This is a genomic window from Bacillus sp. FSL R9-9497 (assembly GCF_038005805.1).
GTDB classification, from domain to species: Bacteria; Bacillota; Bacilli; order Bacillales; family Bacillaceae_G; genus Bacillus_A; species Bacillus_A cereus.
In genome coordinates, this window is sequence record NZ_JBBOTY010000001.1 from 4,651,047 (window position 1) to 4,665,656 (window position 14,610).

Sequence of the window (14,610 nt, forward strand, 5' to 3'; positions counted from 1 at the left end):
TAACATATATTACATATTTCGTCTGCATACTTGCTTCTACTATAAATGTATTGTCTTAATATTCCCTTAATCAACAGTTAAATTGTGGTATACAAATTACTCATTCTTGAAAAACTTAATTTCAGCATTCCACTTTATGATATAATAACTATGTTTTGGAAATCCTTAATACTATTAAAGATTTCACATAAAAATACGAAAGAATTAATAAAAAAGGAGTTGCTCATTTTTGCTTACTAAGTTTAAGAGTTTGCCTAAAGCGGTATATGCAATTTTGGCGCTTTCTTTCCTGTTGCACGTTTTTTGTTTAGTAAAACAGCCAGGATTAGATGGAGAGTTAGTCAAAGTAACATATGGTGCAAATGATGCCTTTAACTATTCGTTAACAGCTGAACAACTATTAAAACATGGTGTATTTGGTTATGTGTATTTAGAACCTAGTGAAGTTCCAGGGAAAAATGCATATATTACACCAGGTCAGCCATTACTATTAGCTGGCGCTATGATTATTTCTGATATTACATCAATTCCTTACTATTACGTAGCAACTGTTATTAACATGATCATGAACCTTTGCACAGTGCTATTAGTATTCTTAATAGGAAAAGAATTGTTCGAAAAAAACATTTATGGAATTGTTGCAAGTATTTTATATGCTATTTATCCAAGTAACTATACATACTTCCGTACATTGCTAACAGAAGTTCCATCCATATTCTTATTGGCGTTATGTGTATATGTATTTGTTCTCGCATGGAAATACAATAAAGTGAAATTCCATATATGGTTTGGAATTGTCGTTTCAATTTTACTTATGTTCCGTCCAAATCCAGCTCCAATGATGCTTATTCCTGTTCTTGTTGTGTTATTTACATATGGATTTAAAGAATCCATTCGAATCGGATTGTTATGGTTTATCGGACCTTTCTTTATTATTGGCGCATGGGTTGTTCGTAACTACTTAGCACTCAACCAATTTATTTTATTCTCAACCCAAGGTGCAGATCCACTAATTGCCGGTGCAGATCCATTTAATAAAATTGGATATGAAAATATAGTAAATGAAATGAGAGCTAAAGGCTTAGATGACAAAGGTGCATACGCAAAAGAATTAATTAAGAACGGATTTAAGACGGACTTCACTTATTGGTTCTCTTGGTTCACTGTCGGTAAAACAATTGAATTATTCAAAACAGCTCCTGCTGTAGACCAATATCGTATTCACAACTTTATGCAACTATGTCATAGAGTGTTTATCATCGGTACATTCTTGAGCAGCTTCTGCTTCATGCTAAATTCATTTAAACATAAACGCGTTATGATGCTAGTAGCAAGTTCAATTATTTACATTATCTTCTCAAACTTATTCTTAGCAATTAATCGCTATGGATTTTTCATTAATCCTCTTATGTGCTTAATTCTTGCATACGGATTAATTCACATTGTGCAGAAGCTTCCATTCTTCCGCACTAATCAAGCATAATAAGAAAGAGGTCGTCCACCGTTGGACGACCTCTTTCTTATTCCCCCACACTTTACACACGGCCAATTTGTCCATTCTGTAATCACACTTTAATTCCGTATGTATGTGTGTCTGTATTTGTCAAAATATCTTTCACAACACCACTCACTGTTTTACGTATAAATGCAAGTTTTTTACAACTATTACTATAACGAAAAGAGAAAATGATTAGTATGTGTATTATATAAAAGGAAGCAGCCATATTTTCCATACGATACATACGAGCACTATAACTACAAAATCAAAAAAATCTAATCTCGGTCCTTTTTTCATATTCATATGTAGCCACATATGAAACCATTTTATTTTTGTATATTTATAGATGTTTTTCTTTGTAAATCGGTAAATAAGCATTTGCATAATAAAAAATCCGGCCACAAAAATAAATAATAAGATGAGAAATCCAATCACAAAATTCCTCCTATTTTTGTAGCGTTTTTTCTACTATCCGATTTTTCAAAACCCACTCTTCAAACTGGGCACTTCCAAATTCCCAACTAAGATCGCGAGCATGTACAGAAAAAACGTAATAACCGGCATATTCGTCCATAAACCTACCTAACTCTACATCGTCTTTCTGAATACCGTATACTCCAAAATTAAAATACACATCCCATACGTCTTCATTCTTCCTCTTATAAGCGATCGATTCCATATCACATTCTGTCCCGAAATAATCAAGATGTAAATGTACGCTATCATCGTATTCGTACTCCATTTTATCACCCCTTATATTTGTACTTCTTTACCACCCAAAAAATTCCTGCTATCTACACTCACATATGGGCACTTACCTACATATCATGCTTGTAGAGTGACTTCTAGGAGGTGTTATATAGTGAAAAAATTAATCGCGATTTTTTGCATCATGTTACTAGCTGTTTTTACTTTTGCTGCTTGTAGTAGTAAAAAAGAAAGTACGAAAGAACAAACTCAAAACATTCGCGTTGGCGAAGTTACCCATTCTCTCTTCTATGCCCCATTATATGTCGGGATTGAAAAAGGATTTTTTAAAGATGAAGGACTAAATATTGACCTACAAACAACAGCTGGTGGCGATAAAACGATGACCGCCCTATTATCTGGCGGAATTGATATTGCTCTCGTCGGTTCTGAAACGTCTATTTACGTTCATCAACAAGGAGCGAAAGACCCTGTCATTAACTTTGCACAGCTTACACAAACAGATGGGACATTTTTAGTTTCACGTAAAAAACTAGGCTCTTTTAATTGGAATGACGTAAAAGGTGTTACATTTTTAGGACAGCGTAAAGGCGGCATGCCGCAAATGGTTGGGGAATACGTTTTAAAGAAAAATGGCATTGATCCTCGGAAAGATACGAACTTAATTCAAAATATCGAATTTGCTAATATTGCAAATGCCTTTGCATCTGGTACAGGAGAGTTTGTGCAGCTCTTTGAACCGACTGCAAGCATATTCGAGAAAGAAGGTAAAGGTTATATCGTCGCTTCATTCGGAAATGAATCTGGTACTGTTCCTTATACAACATTCATGGCAAAAGAAAGTTTCTTAAAGAAAGATAAAGCTGCTGCTGAAAAGTTCACACGTGCGCTCTATAAAGCACAGCAATGGGTTGATACACATAGTCCAGAAGAGATTGCTGATGCTGTTTCTCCGCTATTTAAAGACACTTCGAAAGACATTACAGTAAAAGTAATTGAACGGTATAAAAAACAACATTCTTATGCGACAAATCCACTACTAGATGCGGAAGAATGGAAACAGCTCCAAACGATTATGAAAGACGCTGGTGAATTACAAAAAGAAGTCCCACATGAAGCGCTCGTCAATACAAAAATTGCCGAAAGCGTTATTAAGAAATAGAGGCGAAGTGTATGAGTTTTTTACAAATACGTAACGTTTCTCACTGTTTTTTCGCAAAAGAGAATGCCAAACTTATTCTCGAAGATATGAGCTTACAAGTGGAAGAAGGCGAATTTATTTCTATACTCGGCCCAAGTGGTTGCGGTAAAACAACGCTCCTCTCAATCATTGCTGGACTACTTGATCCAATTGATGGTATCGTCTTTTTAGATGGTGAACCAATTACAACGAAAACTTCATCTATGGGATATATGTTGCAGCAAGATTACTTATTCCCGTGGAAAACGATTGAAGAAAATATTATGCTTGGACTTCATATTCGAAAGATTTATGATGAACAGATGAAAGAACATACTTTAAATCTTTTACAACAAGTCGGTCTACATGGGGTAGAAGGACAATATCCTCGTGAACTATCCGGCGGTATGCGTCAACGTGCTGCTCTCGTTCGAACGTTAGCAACTGATCCGAAAATTTTATTACTAGATGAACCATTTTCCGCACTCGATTATCAAACGAAATTAAAACTAGAAGAACTCGTTTTCAACTTACTAAATAAATATAAGAAAACATCACTACTTGTTACTCACGATATTGAAGAGGCGATTGCGATGAGTGATCGTATTTATTTACTTCAAGCGAACCCTGGAAAAATCGCAAAAACCTTTATCGTCCCGGAAAGTATCCGTTCTTTATCACCGTTAGAAGCACGCCATCACTACGATTTCCCAGCCCTCTTTCAAGATATATGGAAGGAGCTGGAACGACTTGGATAATATCAAACAACTACATGAACAATTTCGAAAGAAAGAACGCAGGCGTGCTTGGATTGCTCGCTCATTACAGCTTTTACTACTTATTCTTTTCTTTGCACTATGGGAAATAGCTAGCAAAAAAGAATGGATCGATCCTTTACTCTTTAGTTCTCCTTCGAGTATTTGGGACCTCTTCTTAACGAAATGGACCGACGGTTCACTTTGGGTCCACATATGGACGACTTTGCTGGAAACAGGAGTAGGCTTCATTCTCGGAACGGTACTCGGTGCTATTATTGCCACGTTTCTTTGGTGGATGCCACTTCTAGCCCGCGTACTTGATCCTTACCTCGTCGTTCTAAATGCAATGCCAAAAGTTGCACTCGGTCCAATCATCATCGTTATTTTCGGTCCAAACATTTCATCTTCTATCGCAATGGGAGTAATCATTTCCATCATCATTACCATTCTCGTTATTTACAGTGCATTTCAAGAAGTCGATTCTAACTATATAAAAGTGATGGACACATTTGGCGCAAATAAATGGCAATGTTATAAGCAAGTCGTTCTCCCTGCATCCTTTCCAGCAATTATCTCAACGTTAAAAGTAAATGTTGGTTTATCCTGGGTCGGTGTTATTTTCGGAGAACTTCTCGTTTCCAAACAAGGACTTGGCTACTTAATTAGCTACGGATTCCAAGTCTTTAACTTCACACTCGTCTTACTTAGCGTACTACTCACATGTGTTCTTGCAACTCTTATGTATGTATTTGTTGAGGCATTTGAAAAAATTCTAATTGGAAAAAGAAAAAGAAGCTGACTCAAAACAGTGCGCTATAGTCAGCTTCTTTCTTTTACCTTTTATCACACATTTTCGTTTCATTTGTAATGTTTCCATCCGCAACCGTAACTGTATGGAAACAGTCTTTCACACGTACTGTAACGACATTATCTTTTCGATCTATCACATGATAATCATTAAACTTTTCATTCAAAGCACTACGAATTTGCTCCCCTTCAAAAATCGGAAAACCGTGAGACATTACCCAAATGAGACCAGCAACAGCAAGAATCGTTTTCATACGTTTCATTACCTCCTCGAGAGTAAACTTATAGTCCCTACAACACGCGCATTATAATTGTGTCTAAATTGTGACATTTTTATACTAATTCTATTTTATACCGCAAGTTCCTTCTTCTTTTTAATAAAAATACAGAATTTTCAATTTTATCAACATAAAAAAACGCAAAGAATTAAAAATTCTTCACGCTTTTCTTTAACGAAACTATATCGAAAGCATAACTCACATTAGTCTCCACTTTGTTGTTCTATCGTTTTTGAAACATCATATAATCCCGACAGCACTTCCGCTCTCATTTTTACAAGCTCAGGGAACTGATAGAAGAAAGCAATTTTCTTATATTTTAACTCTGTTCCTTCTTTCACCTTTTTTGAATCTTGTAAAATGAACGCTGTAAATGTATCTGCGATATCCTCCGTTACATTTGTTGTTCCATACAGCGATACAAAATCATCATGCTTTTCTTTATAAAATTCAATTTGTGCCTCTTCACTTTCTTCTACTTTCTTTTCTGTCCACTCTTGCTCAATTGGTTTCCAAAATTCATTATAAAATTGGTTAATATACGAAGTTTTTCTCGCACATCCATTTTTCAAGAACACCGTGTTACATTTATTTCGATATGATGAAATGTCTTTCTCTTCATCAAACGCCTCTAAATATTTCCTATCCACTGGTACTTGTTTATGCCCAATCGTTAATACGTGAGCCGTTTCATGAATTAATGTTTTCATCACTTCATCTATATTCACCCCAGAATCGAGCACGTCTAAACTAAGCAACCAATCTCTCGGGTCATCCATACTTGGCATGACATGGGCAACAACGCCGTCATAACCATCCGTTATTAGATCAAACCCTGTTATATTCTCACGATATTTCACTGGAATGAGAGTGCGATACATGTCCCATAACGTTTCATGATACTCTCTATCTTGTCGCTGGCTTAACAAATCATCTTTTGCTACTTCGTCATCTGCAAAAACTTTATTCAATCTCTTACGATCCAATTTCTCAAAATAAGGATCTACAATTTCATCATCATCGATATAATAAGAAGCTAAAAAGAAGTAATTGTCATCCTCTTCTTTTTTCTGTTCCGCCTCTTTCATATTCATACTTTCATACTCTTCTATGTCATAATCCTCTACTTTTTCAAGTTCTGAAAGTCCCTCTATCTTTTTATATACTTTTTGTAATGTTTTATCTCCTATTTGCGTGCACTCTTCTTCTGTTTTACAAATTTCTTTTTCTTTCGTAACCTCGATAGCACTCTCGCATCCTGCAACTAAACTGCTTGCTATAATACAACACACTAACTTGCCATACAGTTTCTTCATACAATCCCCCATTATTCCATTCTACAAAATATCATAATCATTTTTTTGCGAATATGCGATAATTAATTATAAAAACTGCAAGGAGGCTTCCCATGATTCGTGCAATCTTATTCGACTTAGATGGAACACTATTAGATCGGCGCCAATCTTTAGAACAATTTATTTGTGAGCAATATAATCGCTTCGCCTCACATTTGAAGAGCATAGAGAAATCAGAGTATTGTTCTCGATTTCTTGAACTCGATAATAATGGCTATACGTGGAAGGATAAAGTATATGCTACTCTCCTTTCCGAATACAACATTACTACTTTAACGCAAGAGCAACTACTACACGACTATATTACAAACTTCCAACATCATTGTATTCCTTTCAAAAACACGCATGAACTACTTCAACAGTTAAAACAGCGAAACATTAAAATTGGTATTATTACAAATGGTTTTACTGAATTTCAGATGAGCAACCTTCGAGCACTACATATACATACGTATACAAACACCATTCTCGTTTCAGAAGCTGAAGGAATTAAAAAACCTCATCCTGAAATTTTCGAACGTGCTTTGCAAAGACTAGATGTGAAGGCAGAAGAATGTCTTTATGTTGGAGATCATCCAGAAAACGATGTGCTTGGTTCTGAACAAGTAGGGATTCTTGGTGTTTGGAAAAAAGATTCGTTTTGGGGGAATTTTAAGCATTCACGTATCGTAGATGATTTGTTGGAGGTGCTTTCGTTTTTAGAGGTGGAGATAAAGTGAAACTTTAATCCGCCCCCACCTGAAAGAAATATATGCAAATAACCAATTCCAAACGACAAAGCAATTATTATAAAAAATAAAGAAAAGTTTAATTTAACCATCGAAACAGTAACAGTCGTTTCTTTTCTTTTATCCATCTTTCCCCTCCTAAAATGTAAATATATCTTTACAAAATTGTATAATATACCCAAAATAATATAAAGATATATTTACATTTATTCTTACATACAAAAAAAGAAACCGGCTACTTTACTTCGTAAAACAGCCGATTTCTTCTATATGTTTCATCGTACGCGCTAATACGTCATCGCGCATTATAAAGCTAAATTTTCTATTCGTTTTAATGTTGTCAGGAATGTCTTTTAATAAAACAGACCCTTTCGTTTCTTCGTAATGCGTATGTTCTTCTACCGCACTAATTGTTGCAAAATAAATGTTTTTAATGATTATTTTGTCTTTTCCAGATACTTTGTATTGTCCTAAGTAAGTTAAATCAGAAACTATGCCGCCGGTTTCTTCATGAACCTCTCGAACTGCCGCTTCTTCCGGTGTTTCCCCTAGTTCTACTTTACCACCTGGAAATTCAAGACCGCGACGTAAATGATGCGTTAATAACCATTGATCCCCGTACCGGCATACAACCCAAACATGCTTTGGCTCAGGAGAAAATGGATAACGTTCAAACGATAATTGTACAGTGTTGTGGTAATAATCTTTAAATTTGTACATGCCATTACTCCCCTATTGATGGTTACAAGTTTTTCCTACCACAAATTGTAGCATATTCTCGCTTTTCTGCATAATATTATCCAATTACAATCCATTGATTATTCCCATTTGCGCGACTAATTCTTTCGTCTCATGATTTCCTAAATCATAAATCATTTTATATGCTTTTTGTAGTTGTTCATCATATCGGTCATTATTTGAATCGTGATGATACTCAACAAATGGAACGTGGGAGCGTACAAATGACCCTAAATCTTCTACATATGCTTGATCGAAGTGCTCTCTTAATTCCGTAATTTCCTCATCATTTGCGGAAATCTCAAAATTATAAGTATCCGCCGTCTTCACTTGTGAAATTTGACCGTTTCCTATTGATATATAATATGTTTTTTTCGTCTCCATGTAACACCCTTCTTTCATCCTTTTAATTTCTATTGTTTTCATCAATTACAAAATTATGTAAAATAAAGAAAAGGAGGGGTTTTATGTTCAAAATATTAATTATCGGTATTATCATCGTCCTAATCATCCTCGTACTCTCCATCATGACAATTAATAAAGGCTATGCTTATAAACATTCGGTCGATAAACTAGAAGATAATCCTTATACAAAAAAGAATAAGGAGGATTCATAATATGCTTCGTATACTCTGCATCATAGTAGCACTCACTGTGATCGTTATGTCGGCAATTGGATTATATACAGGTCAAAATAAATTTGTACCTCTTTCATAATTTCTATTAGGGGCTTTAATGTTTCTCATCGCATTTGAACAAATAAAGAAAAAGGAATTAGCAACTGGACTTATTTGTATTATTGCTGGTGCCTTCATTTGGATTGTTCTCATTATTACCTACATAAAATAGAGGAGGTCTTTTATGCTAAAAGGAGGCCGGATTACTTTATCACTTATTGCCTTATGTATAGCAACCTATGGATTTTTTACTGGTAGTAGAGAAATAATGCCTTATATGTTCATCTTTTTAGGAGGTATGGCCCTCACCATAAGTTTAGAGGAAATATTAAAACGACAAACAGGAGGTAGTGTGCTCGCTCTACTAGCAGGAGCCGCTGCTTTATTTATTGGTTTCACAGAAATATTCTAGTAAATGGTCTAAAGGAGGCCATACAATGCTAACTCTAACTATATTACGGATTTTTTTAGCATTTCTCATGCTTCTCTTACTCACTTTAAGCACTTATGTCCATGTTACCGATAATTTTTCACTTCTTCCATACTTACAATTTATTCTCAGTTGTTCCTTTATTCTTCTAGGAATTAATGAATTAAAATCCGGACGAAAATCAATGAGTATCCCGTATTTTTTCGTTTCTGGTCTTATATTCTTCTTCTTAATATCGAACTACTTTCACTACATGTAGAATGAAATTTTGACCAATTTAGCATTTATAATTATTTTCTCTCAGTAACTATGTCTTTCTACTAAGGGGGATTCCATGTTAAAAAACATTCGAATTATAATCGCCACTATCGCTCTTTCTCTCGCCCTATTTAGCTTCTTTGCAAACTTCACTATTCTTTTACCTTACGTGTTCATCCTTTTAAGTATTATGTGTATCCTTTTTGGAATCGATGAAATAAAGCAGCAGCAAAAAACGAAAGCATTTATTTATTTTCTCTGTTCTGCCTTTGTTTTATATGTTGGAGTATCTAATATATTTTCATAAAAAAGAAGAGTATGGCCGCTCTTAGCACAATAAAAAAACTGCCCTTTCACAGGCAGTTTTTCTTTTTATCCAAAAACTTTCTCAAGTTCATCTTTATCTTGGCTTAACCAGAAGTTCATTAAGCGTTGTGCTCCTTCTAAGTCGTGAAGCTTCGCTTGACCACATTGCGTTTCATTTGCAGCCGGAATTTCTGTAATTTGAACCGCATCTTTTAATGTTAGTTCTAATAAATCAATGATTTCTCGAACTGTCGGCGTTCCGCTCACTACAAGATAATATCCTGTTTGGCAGCCCATCGGTGAAATATCGATAATATCAAAATGCGGATAACGATCAATATATTTACGTAAATTAAATGCTAATAAATGCTCTAACGTATGAATAACATCTGGTTTCATTGATTGTTTATTCGGTTGACAGAAACGAATATCAAATTTATTTACAATACCGTCACTACCTACATTGTGAACTCCGCAATGTCTTACATAAGGTGCCTTTACAATCGTATGATCTAATTCAAAGCTTTCTACTGATGGCATACAACATCTCTCCCGCTTTTAATTTAATTCCGTTATATCCAATATGATATAACGGAAATGCACATTAGTAAAGTATTATGTACAGTCGTGCTATAATACTTTAAGAGTATGCTGAAAAGGAGACCGTTATGAAACAGATTTTTATTGGGATTATACGCTTTTATCAAAAGTTCATTTCTCCGATGACACCACCAACATGCCGCTTTTATCCAACTTGTTCTCATTATGGATTAGAGGCGTTTCAAAAACATGGTGCACTCAAAGGCTTTTGGCTTACTTGTAAGCGTATATTAAAATGTCACCCTTTCCACCCGGGAGGATTTGATCCTGTCCCAGATAAAAAGGATGACAAAGTAAATTCTTAATTGTCGTAACCATTCACAACTAAATCTAATTTTCCTGTATCAGGATCTATAACAAGACCGTGAACAGGTACTTCTTCCGGAAGTAATGGGTGGTTGCGAAGTACCGATACGCTATGTTCTACACTTTCTTCCACACTAGAGAAACCGCGCAAGAATTGTTCTAAATCGATTCCAGAATAACGAAGCATATCTAATTTCTCTTCTGTTATACCGCGTTCTTTCATTTTCTCAATCGTACTCCTTGCTTGAATTTTTGCCATACCACAATCATGGTGACCAACTACACATACTTCATCAGCACCAAGTTCGTATACAGCGACTAAAATACTACGCATAATACTTCCAAATGGATGTGAAATAACAGCGCCTGCTACTTTAATGATTTTCACATCACCGTTACGCATATTCATCGCTTTCGGTAATAGTTCAACAAGTCGTGTATCCATACAAGAAATAATTACCATCTTTTTGTTTGGAAATTTCCCCGCTACAAACTCTTCATATTTTTTCTCTTCAACAAATTTCTCATTGTACTGCAAAATCTCTTCTAATGACTTCATAGTAAAGGACCCTCTTTTCTCTCATTTACACTACATAAATAGTGTACCAAAATATGAAAAACTCAAAAAGGATATCGCTTTATAGTAAAAATAAGATATTTTCAGATAATCGACATAATTCTTTCAAAATATACACACAGCTTTGTAACAAGTTTCACATACTTTAAACGTATTTTCACTATAAACTGATTGTAGATAATGTAAAAAAGGAGTGAATATTTATTATGTCCGACGTTCTGTTACTGAGTCGTTTTCAATTTGCAATTACTATTTTTTATCACTTTTTATTTGTACCTTTGACAATCGGACTTGTCATTTTAGTAGCATGTATGGAAACTCAATACGCCCGCACATTGAATCCAACATACCGTAAAATGGCAAATTTTTGGGGTAAATTATTTACAATTAACTTCGTAATGGGGATTATAACCGGGATTACGATGGAATTCCAATTTGGAACAAACTGGTCTGAGTACTCCAAATATATGGGAGACATTTTCGGATCCCCTCTCGCAATCGAAGCACTTGTTGCCTTCTTCTTAGAATCTACTTTCATGGGAATATGGTTATTCGGTAAAGACAAAATTTCACCAAAGTTTCGTGCCTTCTGTATGTGGATGGTTGCACTTGGAACAAACATTTCCGCCCTTTGGATTATTACAGCAAACGGCTTTATGCAAAACCCTGTTGGCTACGTAGTACGTAACGGCCGCGCTGAATTAAATGATTTCTGGGCACTCGTTACGAATCCATACGCTTGGAATATGTTCTTCCATACTGTAGTTGGTTGTTATATCGTAGGTGCTTTCTTCGTTATGGCAATTAGTGCCTATCACTTATTACGTAAAAATGAAGTAGAATTCTTCAAAAAATCATTTAAGTTTGGTTTAATGTTAGGCTTATTCGCCGCAACAATTACACCGTTTATGGGACATCAATCTGGTGTATCAGCAGCTAAATATCAACCCGCAAAAGGAGCTGCGATGGAAGCAGTTTGGGAAACTGGAAAAGGAAAAGGCTTCTCAATTGTTCAAATTCCTGATGTAAAAAATGAGAAGAACTTTGAATTCCTTACGATTCCAAAACTCGGAAGCTTCTTCTACACAAATTCATTTGATGGCGAAATTGTTGGTTTAAAAGATATTCCGAAAGATGAACGTCCAAATGTTAACCTTGTGTATTATAGCTTCCGCTTAATGGTTGCACTCGGTATGTTCTTTATGGCATTAACTTGGTATGGCTTCTATTTAAACCGAAAAGGAAAACTAGAAAACTCAAAACGTTATTTAAAAATTACAATATGGTCTGTCTTACTTCCTTATATCGCAATTAACGCAGGATGGATTGTCGCTGAAGTAGGTCGTCAACCATGGACAGTATATAAACTAATGCGTACAGCAGAATCTGTATCACCTATATCTGTCCCGCAAATTTGGTTCTCATTAATTAGTTTAATTTTATTCTACACTTTACTTTTAATTGCAGACGTATACTTAATGCTAAAGTTCGCGAAAAAAGGACCTGCCGCATTAGAAGAACCTGCTACTGAGGGAGGTGTGGCTCATGTCTCATGATATGCTTGCAATCATCTGGTTCGGTTTATGGGGCGTGATTTGGACAGTTTACTTCATTCTTGACGGGTATGCACTTGGTAACGGAATGATTTTTCCTTTCGTTACGAAAGACCGACAAGAACGAAATCAATTACAAGAAGCAATTGGCCCGTTCTGGGGCGGTAATGAAGTATGGTTAATTACAGCTGGTGGCGCAACATTTGCTGCCTTCCCAGTCACATATGCTAATATGTTTAGTTATTTATATACACCGTTATTCTTAGTATTACTTGCACTATTTGCTCGTGCCGCTGGACTGGAATTCATGCATAAAGATGATTCACCAATTTGGCAAAAAACTTGTAAATGGGCATTTGCAATTGGCAGTTTCCTAATCGCCTTCTTATTCGGTGTTACATTCGCTAATCTTTATTACGGACTACAAATCGGAAAAAATGGCTATGAAGGAAATTTACTTAGCTTACTAAACCATTACGGTATATTAGGTGGTCTTTTCTTCACTGCTATATTTGTCGTATCCGGTGCCCTTTGGGTCATGATTAAAACGACTGGTGAAGTATCTGATCGTGCTTATAAAATCGCAAGACCATTTTCAATGGCAGCTGCTATTATTTTAGCTATCTTCTATGTAGCAACTGCTAATCGGACAAACTTATTCCAAAACTTTACGGAATATCCGGTACTATTCATTCTTCCAGTACTTGCAATGCTAATGAGTGTACTCGCACTTATTATGGTGTACAAACATAAAATTGGCCTTGCATTCACATTCATTTGCCTAACAATCGCAATGTTTATGACAACTGGCTTTGCAGGTATGTTCCCAAGAATGTTACCATCTCGTATTAACGATGCATACAGTACAACGTTATACAACGCAGCTGGTAGTCAATTAAACTTAAAAATTATGTTCTTCGTTGCAATGATCATGGTACCAATCGTTATTGGATATCAGCTTTGGAGCTACAGTATTTTTAAAAATAAAATTCATAAAGACTCTGCTAAAGGATATCACTAAAATACAAAAGACACTTCGTTTGAAGTGTCTTTTTTTGTACGTATGATTTTCGATAAGATGTTATATTTCTAATCTAACAACTATAATACAGAAGAATCATTAACAGCTCACAGCTAGATTGTATCATAGGGCAACTTCATCATTTTATGCAATTTTACATATTGTGCTATAAAGTAAACTGTATCCCCTGATCATTCACATCGCTATCCCCTACATCTGCTGTACTAACGCCATTAAATGTGTGTACTTTTATTGCTGTATTCGATGACCCTGATCCATTATAAGCTTTCGTTTTTTCAATTGGCTGCACGTTATATTTATCACCTAGGTTAATTGTTCCGTTACAATTTTCAATAATAACACCTTCCACAACTGATGGCATTTTGTCACCCACTTTCATTTCTTTACTTTTATTTTATGAAAATCGCCTAGAAAAATAGCATGTTTCAATAAGAAAAAGCACTCAATTTGAGTGCTTTTTCTTTAAGCATAAAGACAAGTTTGGAGACAGTTGACTTCTTCAAAATTTTATTAGGGGTAATATTTTGAAAAAGAAAGCCTTTCATATGTAGGTTAACACCACTGGAATATATAGTAAATTGATAATATTTATACGGAAGATTGCTAATGTTTAGTATAGATAGTTTACACTATGCTAACAGTGAAAACTGTCTATACTAATAAAAAAAGGTGCCTTTAAAAAAAGACACCTTTCAAAAACAGACACTATAAAACAGAATTATTTATTGTTATACGATTGTTAGATACAAAAAGTAGAGGGAAATGTTTGTATTAAATTCTGCTTTATAAAGTCTGTCTATAACTTATATTG

The 14,610-nt window shown here is 35.1% G+C and carries 20 protein-coding genes and 3 pseudogenes; 12 read left to right on the forward strand and 11 right to left on the reverse strand.

What is annotated here, in order from left to right:
* Positions 1-229: 229 nt before the first annotated feature.
* Positions 230-1,483, forward strand: coding sequence for a glycosyltransferase family 39 protein (locus MKY21_RS24005; protein WP_000956220.1), 1,254 nt, complete (start codon positions 230-232; stop codon positions 1,481-1,483).
* An 82-nt stretch (positions 1,484-1,565) separates the two neighbouring features.
* Here the strand turns inward: MKY21_RS24005 and MKY21_RS24010 are convergent.
* The 3 genes and pseudogenes from MKY21_RS24010 to MKY21_RS24020 all read right to left on the reverse strand — a co-directional run.
* Positions 1,566-1,637, reverse strand: a pseudogene (locus MKY21_RS24010) (DUF2196 domain-containing protein); the annotation flags it as partial.
* Between the two features lie 65 nt (positions 1,638-1,702).
* Complete coding sequence (locus MKY21_RS24015) at positions 1,703-1,933, reverse strand: hypothetical protein (RefSeq protein ID WP_000578984.1); 231 nt, start codon at positions 1,931-1,933, stop codon at positions 1,703-1,705.
* A 10-nt stretch (positions 1,934-1,943) separates the two neighbouring features.
* On the reverse strand, positions 1,944-2,240 hold the full coding sequence (locus tag MKY21_RS24020) for a DUF3986 family protein (RefSeq protein WP_000455580.1): 297 nt from the start codon (positions 2,238-2,240) through the stop codon (positions 1,944-1,946).
* Between the two features lie 120 nt (positions 2,241-2,360).
* On the opposite strand from MKY21_RS24020, the gene MKY21_RS24025 reads away from it, so the two are divergent.
* The 3 genes from MKY21_RS24025 to MKY21_RS24035 are packed head-to-tail and all read left to right on the forward strand — an operon-like array spanning position 2,361 to position 4,943.
* Entirely contained in the window at positions 2,361-3,368 is a 1,008-nt protein-coding gene (locus tag MKY21_RS24025; protein ID WP_044796419.1) for an ABC transporter substrate-binding protein, read from the forward strand.
* Between the two features lie 11 nt (positions 3,369-3,379).
* Entirely contained in the window at positions 3,380-4,144 is a 765-nt protein-coding gene (locus MKY21_RS24030) for an ABC transporter ATP-binding protein (protein ID WP_000009029.1), read from the forward strand.
* On the forward strand, positions 4,137-4,943 hold the full coding sequence (locus MKY21_RS24035) for an ABC transporter permease (protein ID WP_044796417.1): 807 nt from the start codon (positions 4,137-4,139) through the stop codon (positions 4,941-4,943). Before MKY21_RS24030 ends, MKY21_RS24035 begins: the two co-directional genes overlap by 8 nt.
* Before the next feature lie 34 nt (positions 4,944-4,977).
* Here the strand turns inward: MKY21_RS24035 and MKY21_RS24040 are convergent, their stop codons facing one another.
* Together MKY21_RS24040 and MKY21_RS24045 are read right to left on the reverse strand one after the other, a co-directional pair.
* The gene (locus tag MKY21_RS24040; RefSeq protein WP_000849112.1) at positions 4,978-5,205 is read right to left on the reverse strand and encodes a hypothetical protein; all 228 of its coding nucleotides are present in this window, start codon (positions 5,203-5,205) and stop codon (positions 4,978-4,980) included.
* A gap of 227 nt (positions 5,206-5,432) precedes the next feature.
* Positions 5,433-6,545, reverse strand: a complete 1,113-nt coding sequence (locus tag MKY21_RS24045; protein ID WP_000737827.1) for a hypothetical protein — start codon at positions 6,543-6,545, stop codon at positions 5,433-5,435.
* Positions 6,546-6,637: 92 nt separating this feature from the next.
* Between MKY21_RS24045 and MKY21_RS24050 the strand changes: the two genes are divergently transcribed.
* Entirely contained in the window at positions 6,638-7,303 is a 666-nt protein-coding gene (locus tag MKY21_RS24050) for an HAD family hydrolase (RefSeq protein WP_341077512.1), read from the forward strand.
* A 14-nt stretch (positions 7,304-7,317) separates the two neighbouring features.
* Here the strand turns inward: MKY21_RS24050 and MKY21_RS24055 are convergent.
* From MKY21_RS24055 to MKY21_RS24065, 3 genes and pseudogenes are all read right to left on the reverse strand, one after another.
* Positions 7,318-7,440, reverse strand: a pseudogene (locus MKY21_RS24055) (DUF3267 domain-containing protein); the annotation flags it as partial.
* Positions 7,441-7,552: 112 nt separating this feature from the next.
* Positions 7,553-8,032, reverse strand: a complete 480-nt coding sequence (mutTA, locus tag MKY21_RS24060; protein WP_000276385.1) for an antimutator 8-oxo-(dGTP/GTP)ase — start codon at positions 8,030-8,032, stop codon at positions 7,553-7,555.
* Between the two features lie 84 nt (positions 8,033-8,116).
* Entirely contained in the window at positions 8,117-8,434 is a 318-nt protein-coding gene (locus MKY21_RS24065) for a hypothetical protein (protein WP_000448409.1), read from the reverse strand.
* Between the two features lie 83 nt (positions 8,435-8,517).
* Between MKY21_RS24065 and ytzI the strand changes: the two genes are divergently transcribed.
* The 4 genes and pseudogenes from ytzI to MKY21_RS24085 all read left to right on the forward strand — a co-directional run bounded on the left by ytzI (position 8,518) and on the right by MKY21_RS24085 (position 9,722).
* A complete protein-coding gene (ytzI, locus tag MKY21_RS24070; RefSeq protein WP_000472790.1) occupies positions 8,518-8,667 on the forward strand; it encodes a YtzI protein in 150 nt (49 codons plus the stop codon).
* A 1-nt stretch (position 8,668) separates the two neighbouring features.
* Positions 8,669-8,899 (forward strand): annotated as a pseudogene (locus MKY21_RS24075) (DUF3953 domain-containing protein).
* Positions 8,900-8,911: 12 nt separating this feature from the next.
* Positions 8,912-9,139, forward strand: a complete 228-nt coding sequence (locus tag MKY21_RS24080; RefSeq protein WP_341077515.1) for a DUF3953 domain-containing protein — start codon at positions 8,912-8,914, stop codon at positions 9,137-9,139.
* 352 nt (positions 9,140-9,491) lie between these two features.
* A complete protein-coding gene (locus MKY21_RS24085; protein WP_000916676.1) occupies positions 9,492-9,722 on the forward strand; it encodes a YczI family protein in 231 nt (76 codons plus the stop codon).
* Between the two features lie 65 nt (positions 9,723-9,787).
* Here MKY21_RS24085 and luxS read toward each other — a convergent pair whose 3' ends face one another.
* Positions 9,788-10,261 carry an S-ribosylhomocysteine lyase LuxS gene (gene luxS, locus MKY21_RS24090; protein WP_341077517.1) on the reverse strand — a complete coding sequence of 158 codons (474 nt, stop codon included), beginning with the start codon at positions 10,259-10,261 and terminating at the stop codon, positions 9,788-9,790.
* 128 nt (positions 10,262-10,389) lie between these two features.
* On the opposite strand from luxS, the gene yidD reads away from it, so the two are divergent.
* Positions 10,390-10,626 (forward strand): membrane protein insertion efficiency factor YidD, encoded by a 237-nt coding sequence (gene yidD / locus MKY21_RS24095; RefSeq protein WP_000809334.1) that lies wholly within the window; start codon positions 10,390-10,392, stop codon positions 10,624-10,626.
* On the opposite strand, the gene MKY21_RS24100 is transcribed toward yidD, so the two are convergent.
* Positions 10,623-11,186, reverse strand: a complete 564-nt coding sequence (locus MKY21_RS24100) for a beta-class carbonic anhydrase (protein ID WP_000838158.1) — start codon at positions 11,184-11,186, stop codon at positions 10,623-10,625. The genes yidD and MKY21_RS24100 overlap by 4 nt on opposite strands.
* 224 nt (positions 11,187-11,410) lie before the next feature.
* On the opposite strand from MKY21_RS24100, the gene cydA reads away from it, so the two are divergent.
* Together cydA and cydB are read left to right on the forward strand one after the other, a co-directional pair.
* Entirely contained in the window at positions 11,411-12,760 is a 1,350-nt protein-coding gene (cydA, locus tag MKY21_RS24105) for a cytochrome ubiquinol oxidase subunit I (RefSeq protein ID WP_341077520.1), read from the forward strand.
* Positions 12,750-13,778, forward strand: coding sequence for a cytochrome d ubiquinol oxidase subunit II (cydB, locus tag MKY21_RS24110; RefSeq protein WP_000017658.1), 1,029 nt, complete (start codon positions 12,750-12,752; stop codon positions 13,776-13,778). The genes cydA and cydB overlap by 11 nt, the downstream gene beginning before the upstream one ends.
* A gap of 166 nt (positions 13,779-13,944) precedes the next feature.
* On the opposite strand, the gene MKY21_RS24115 is transcribed toward cydB, so the two are convergent.
* A complete protein-coding gene (locus MKY21_RS24115; protein ID WP_136986131.1) occupies positions 13,945-14,178 on the reverse strand; it encodes a spore germination protein in 234 nt (77 codons plus the stop codon).
* Positions 14,179-14,610: the final 432 nt, after the last annotated feature.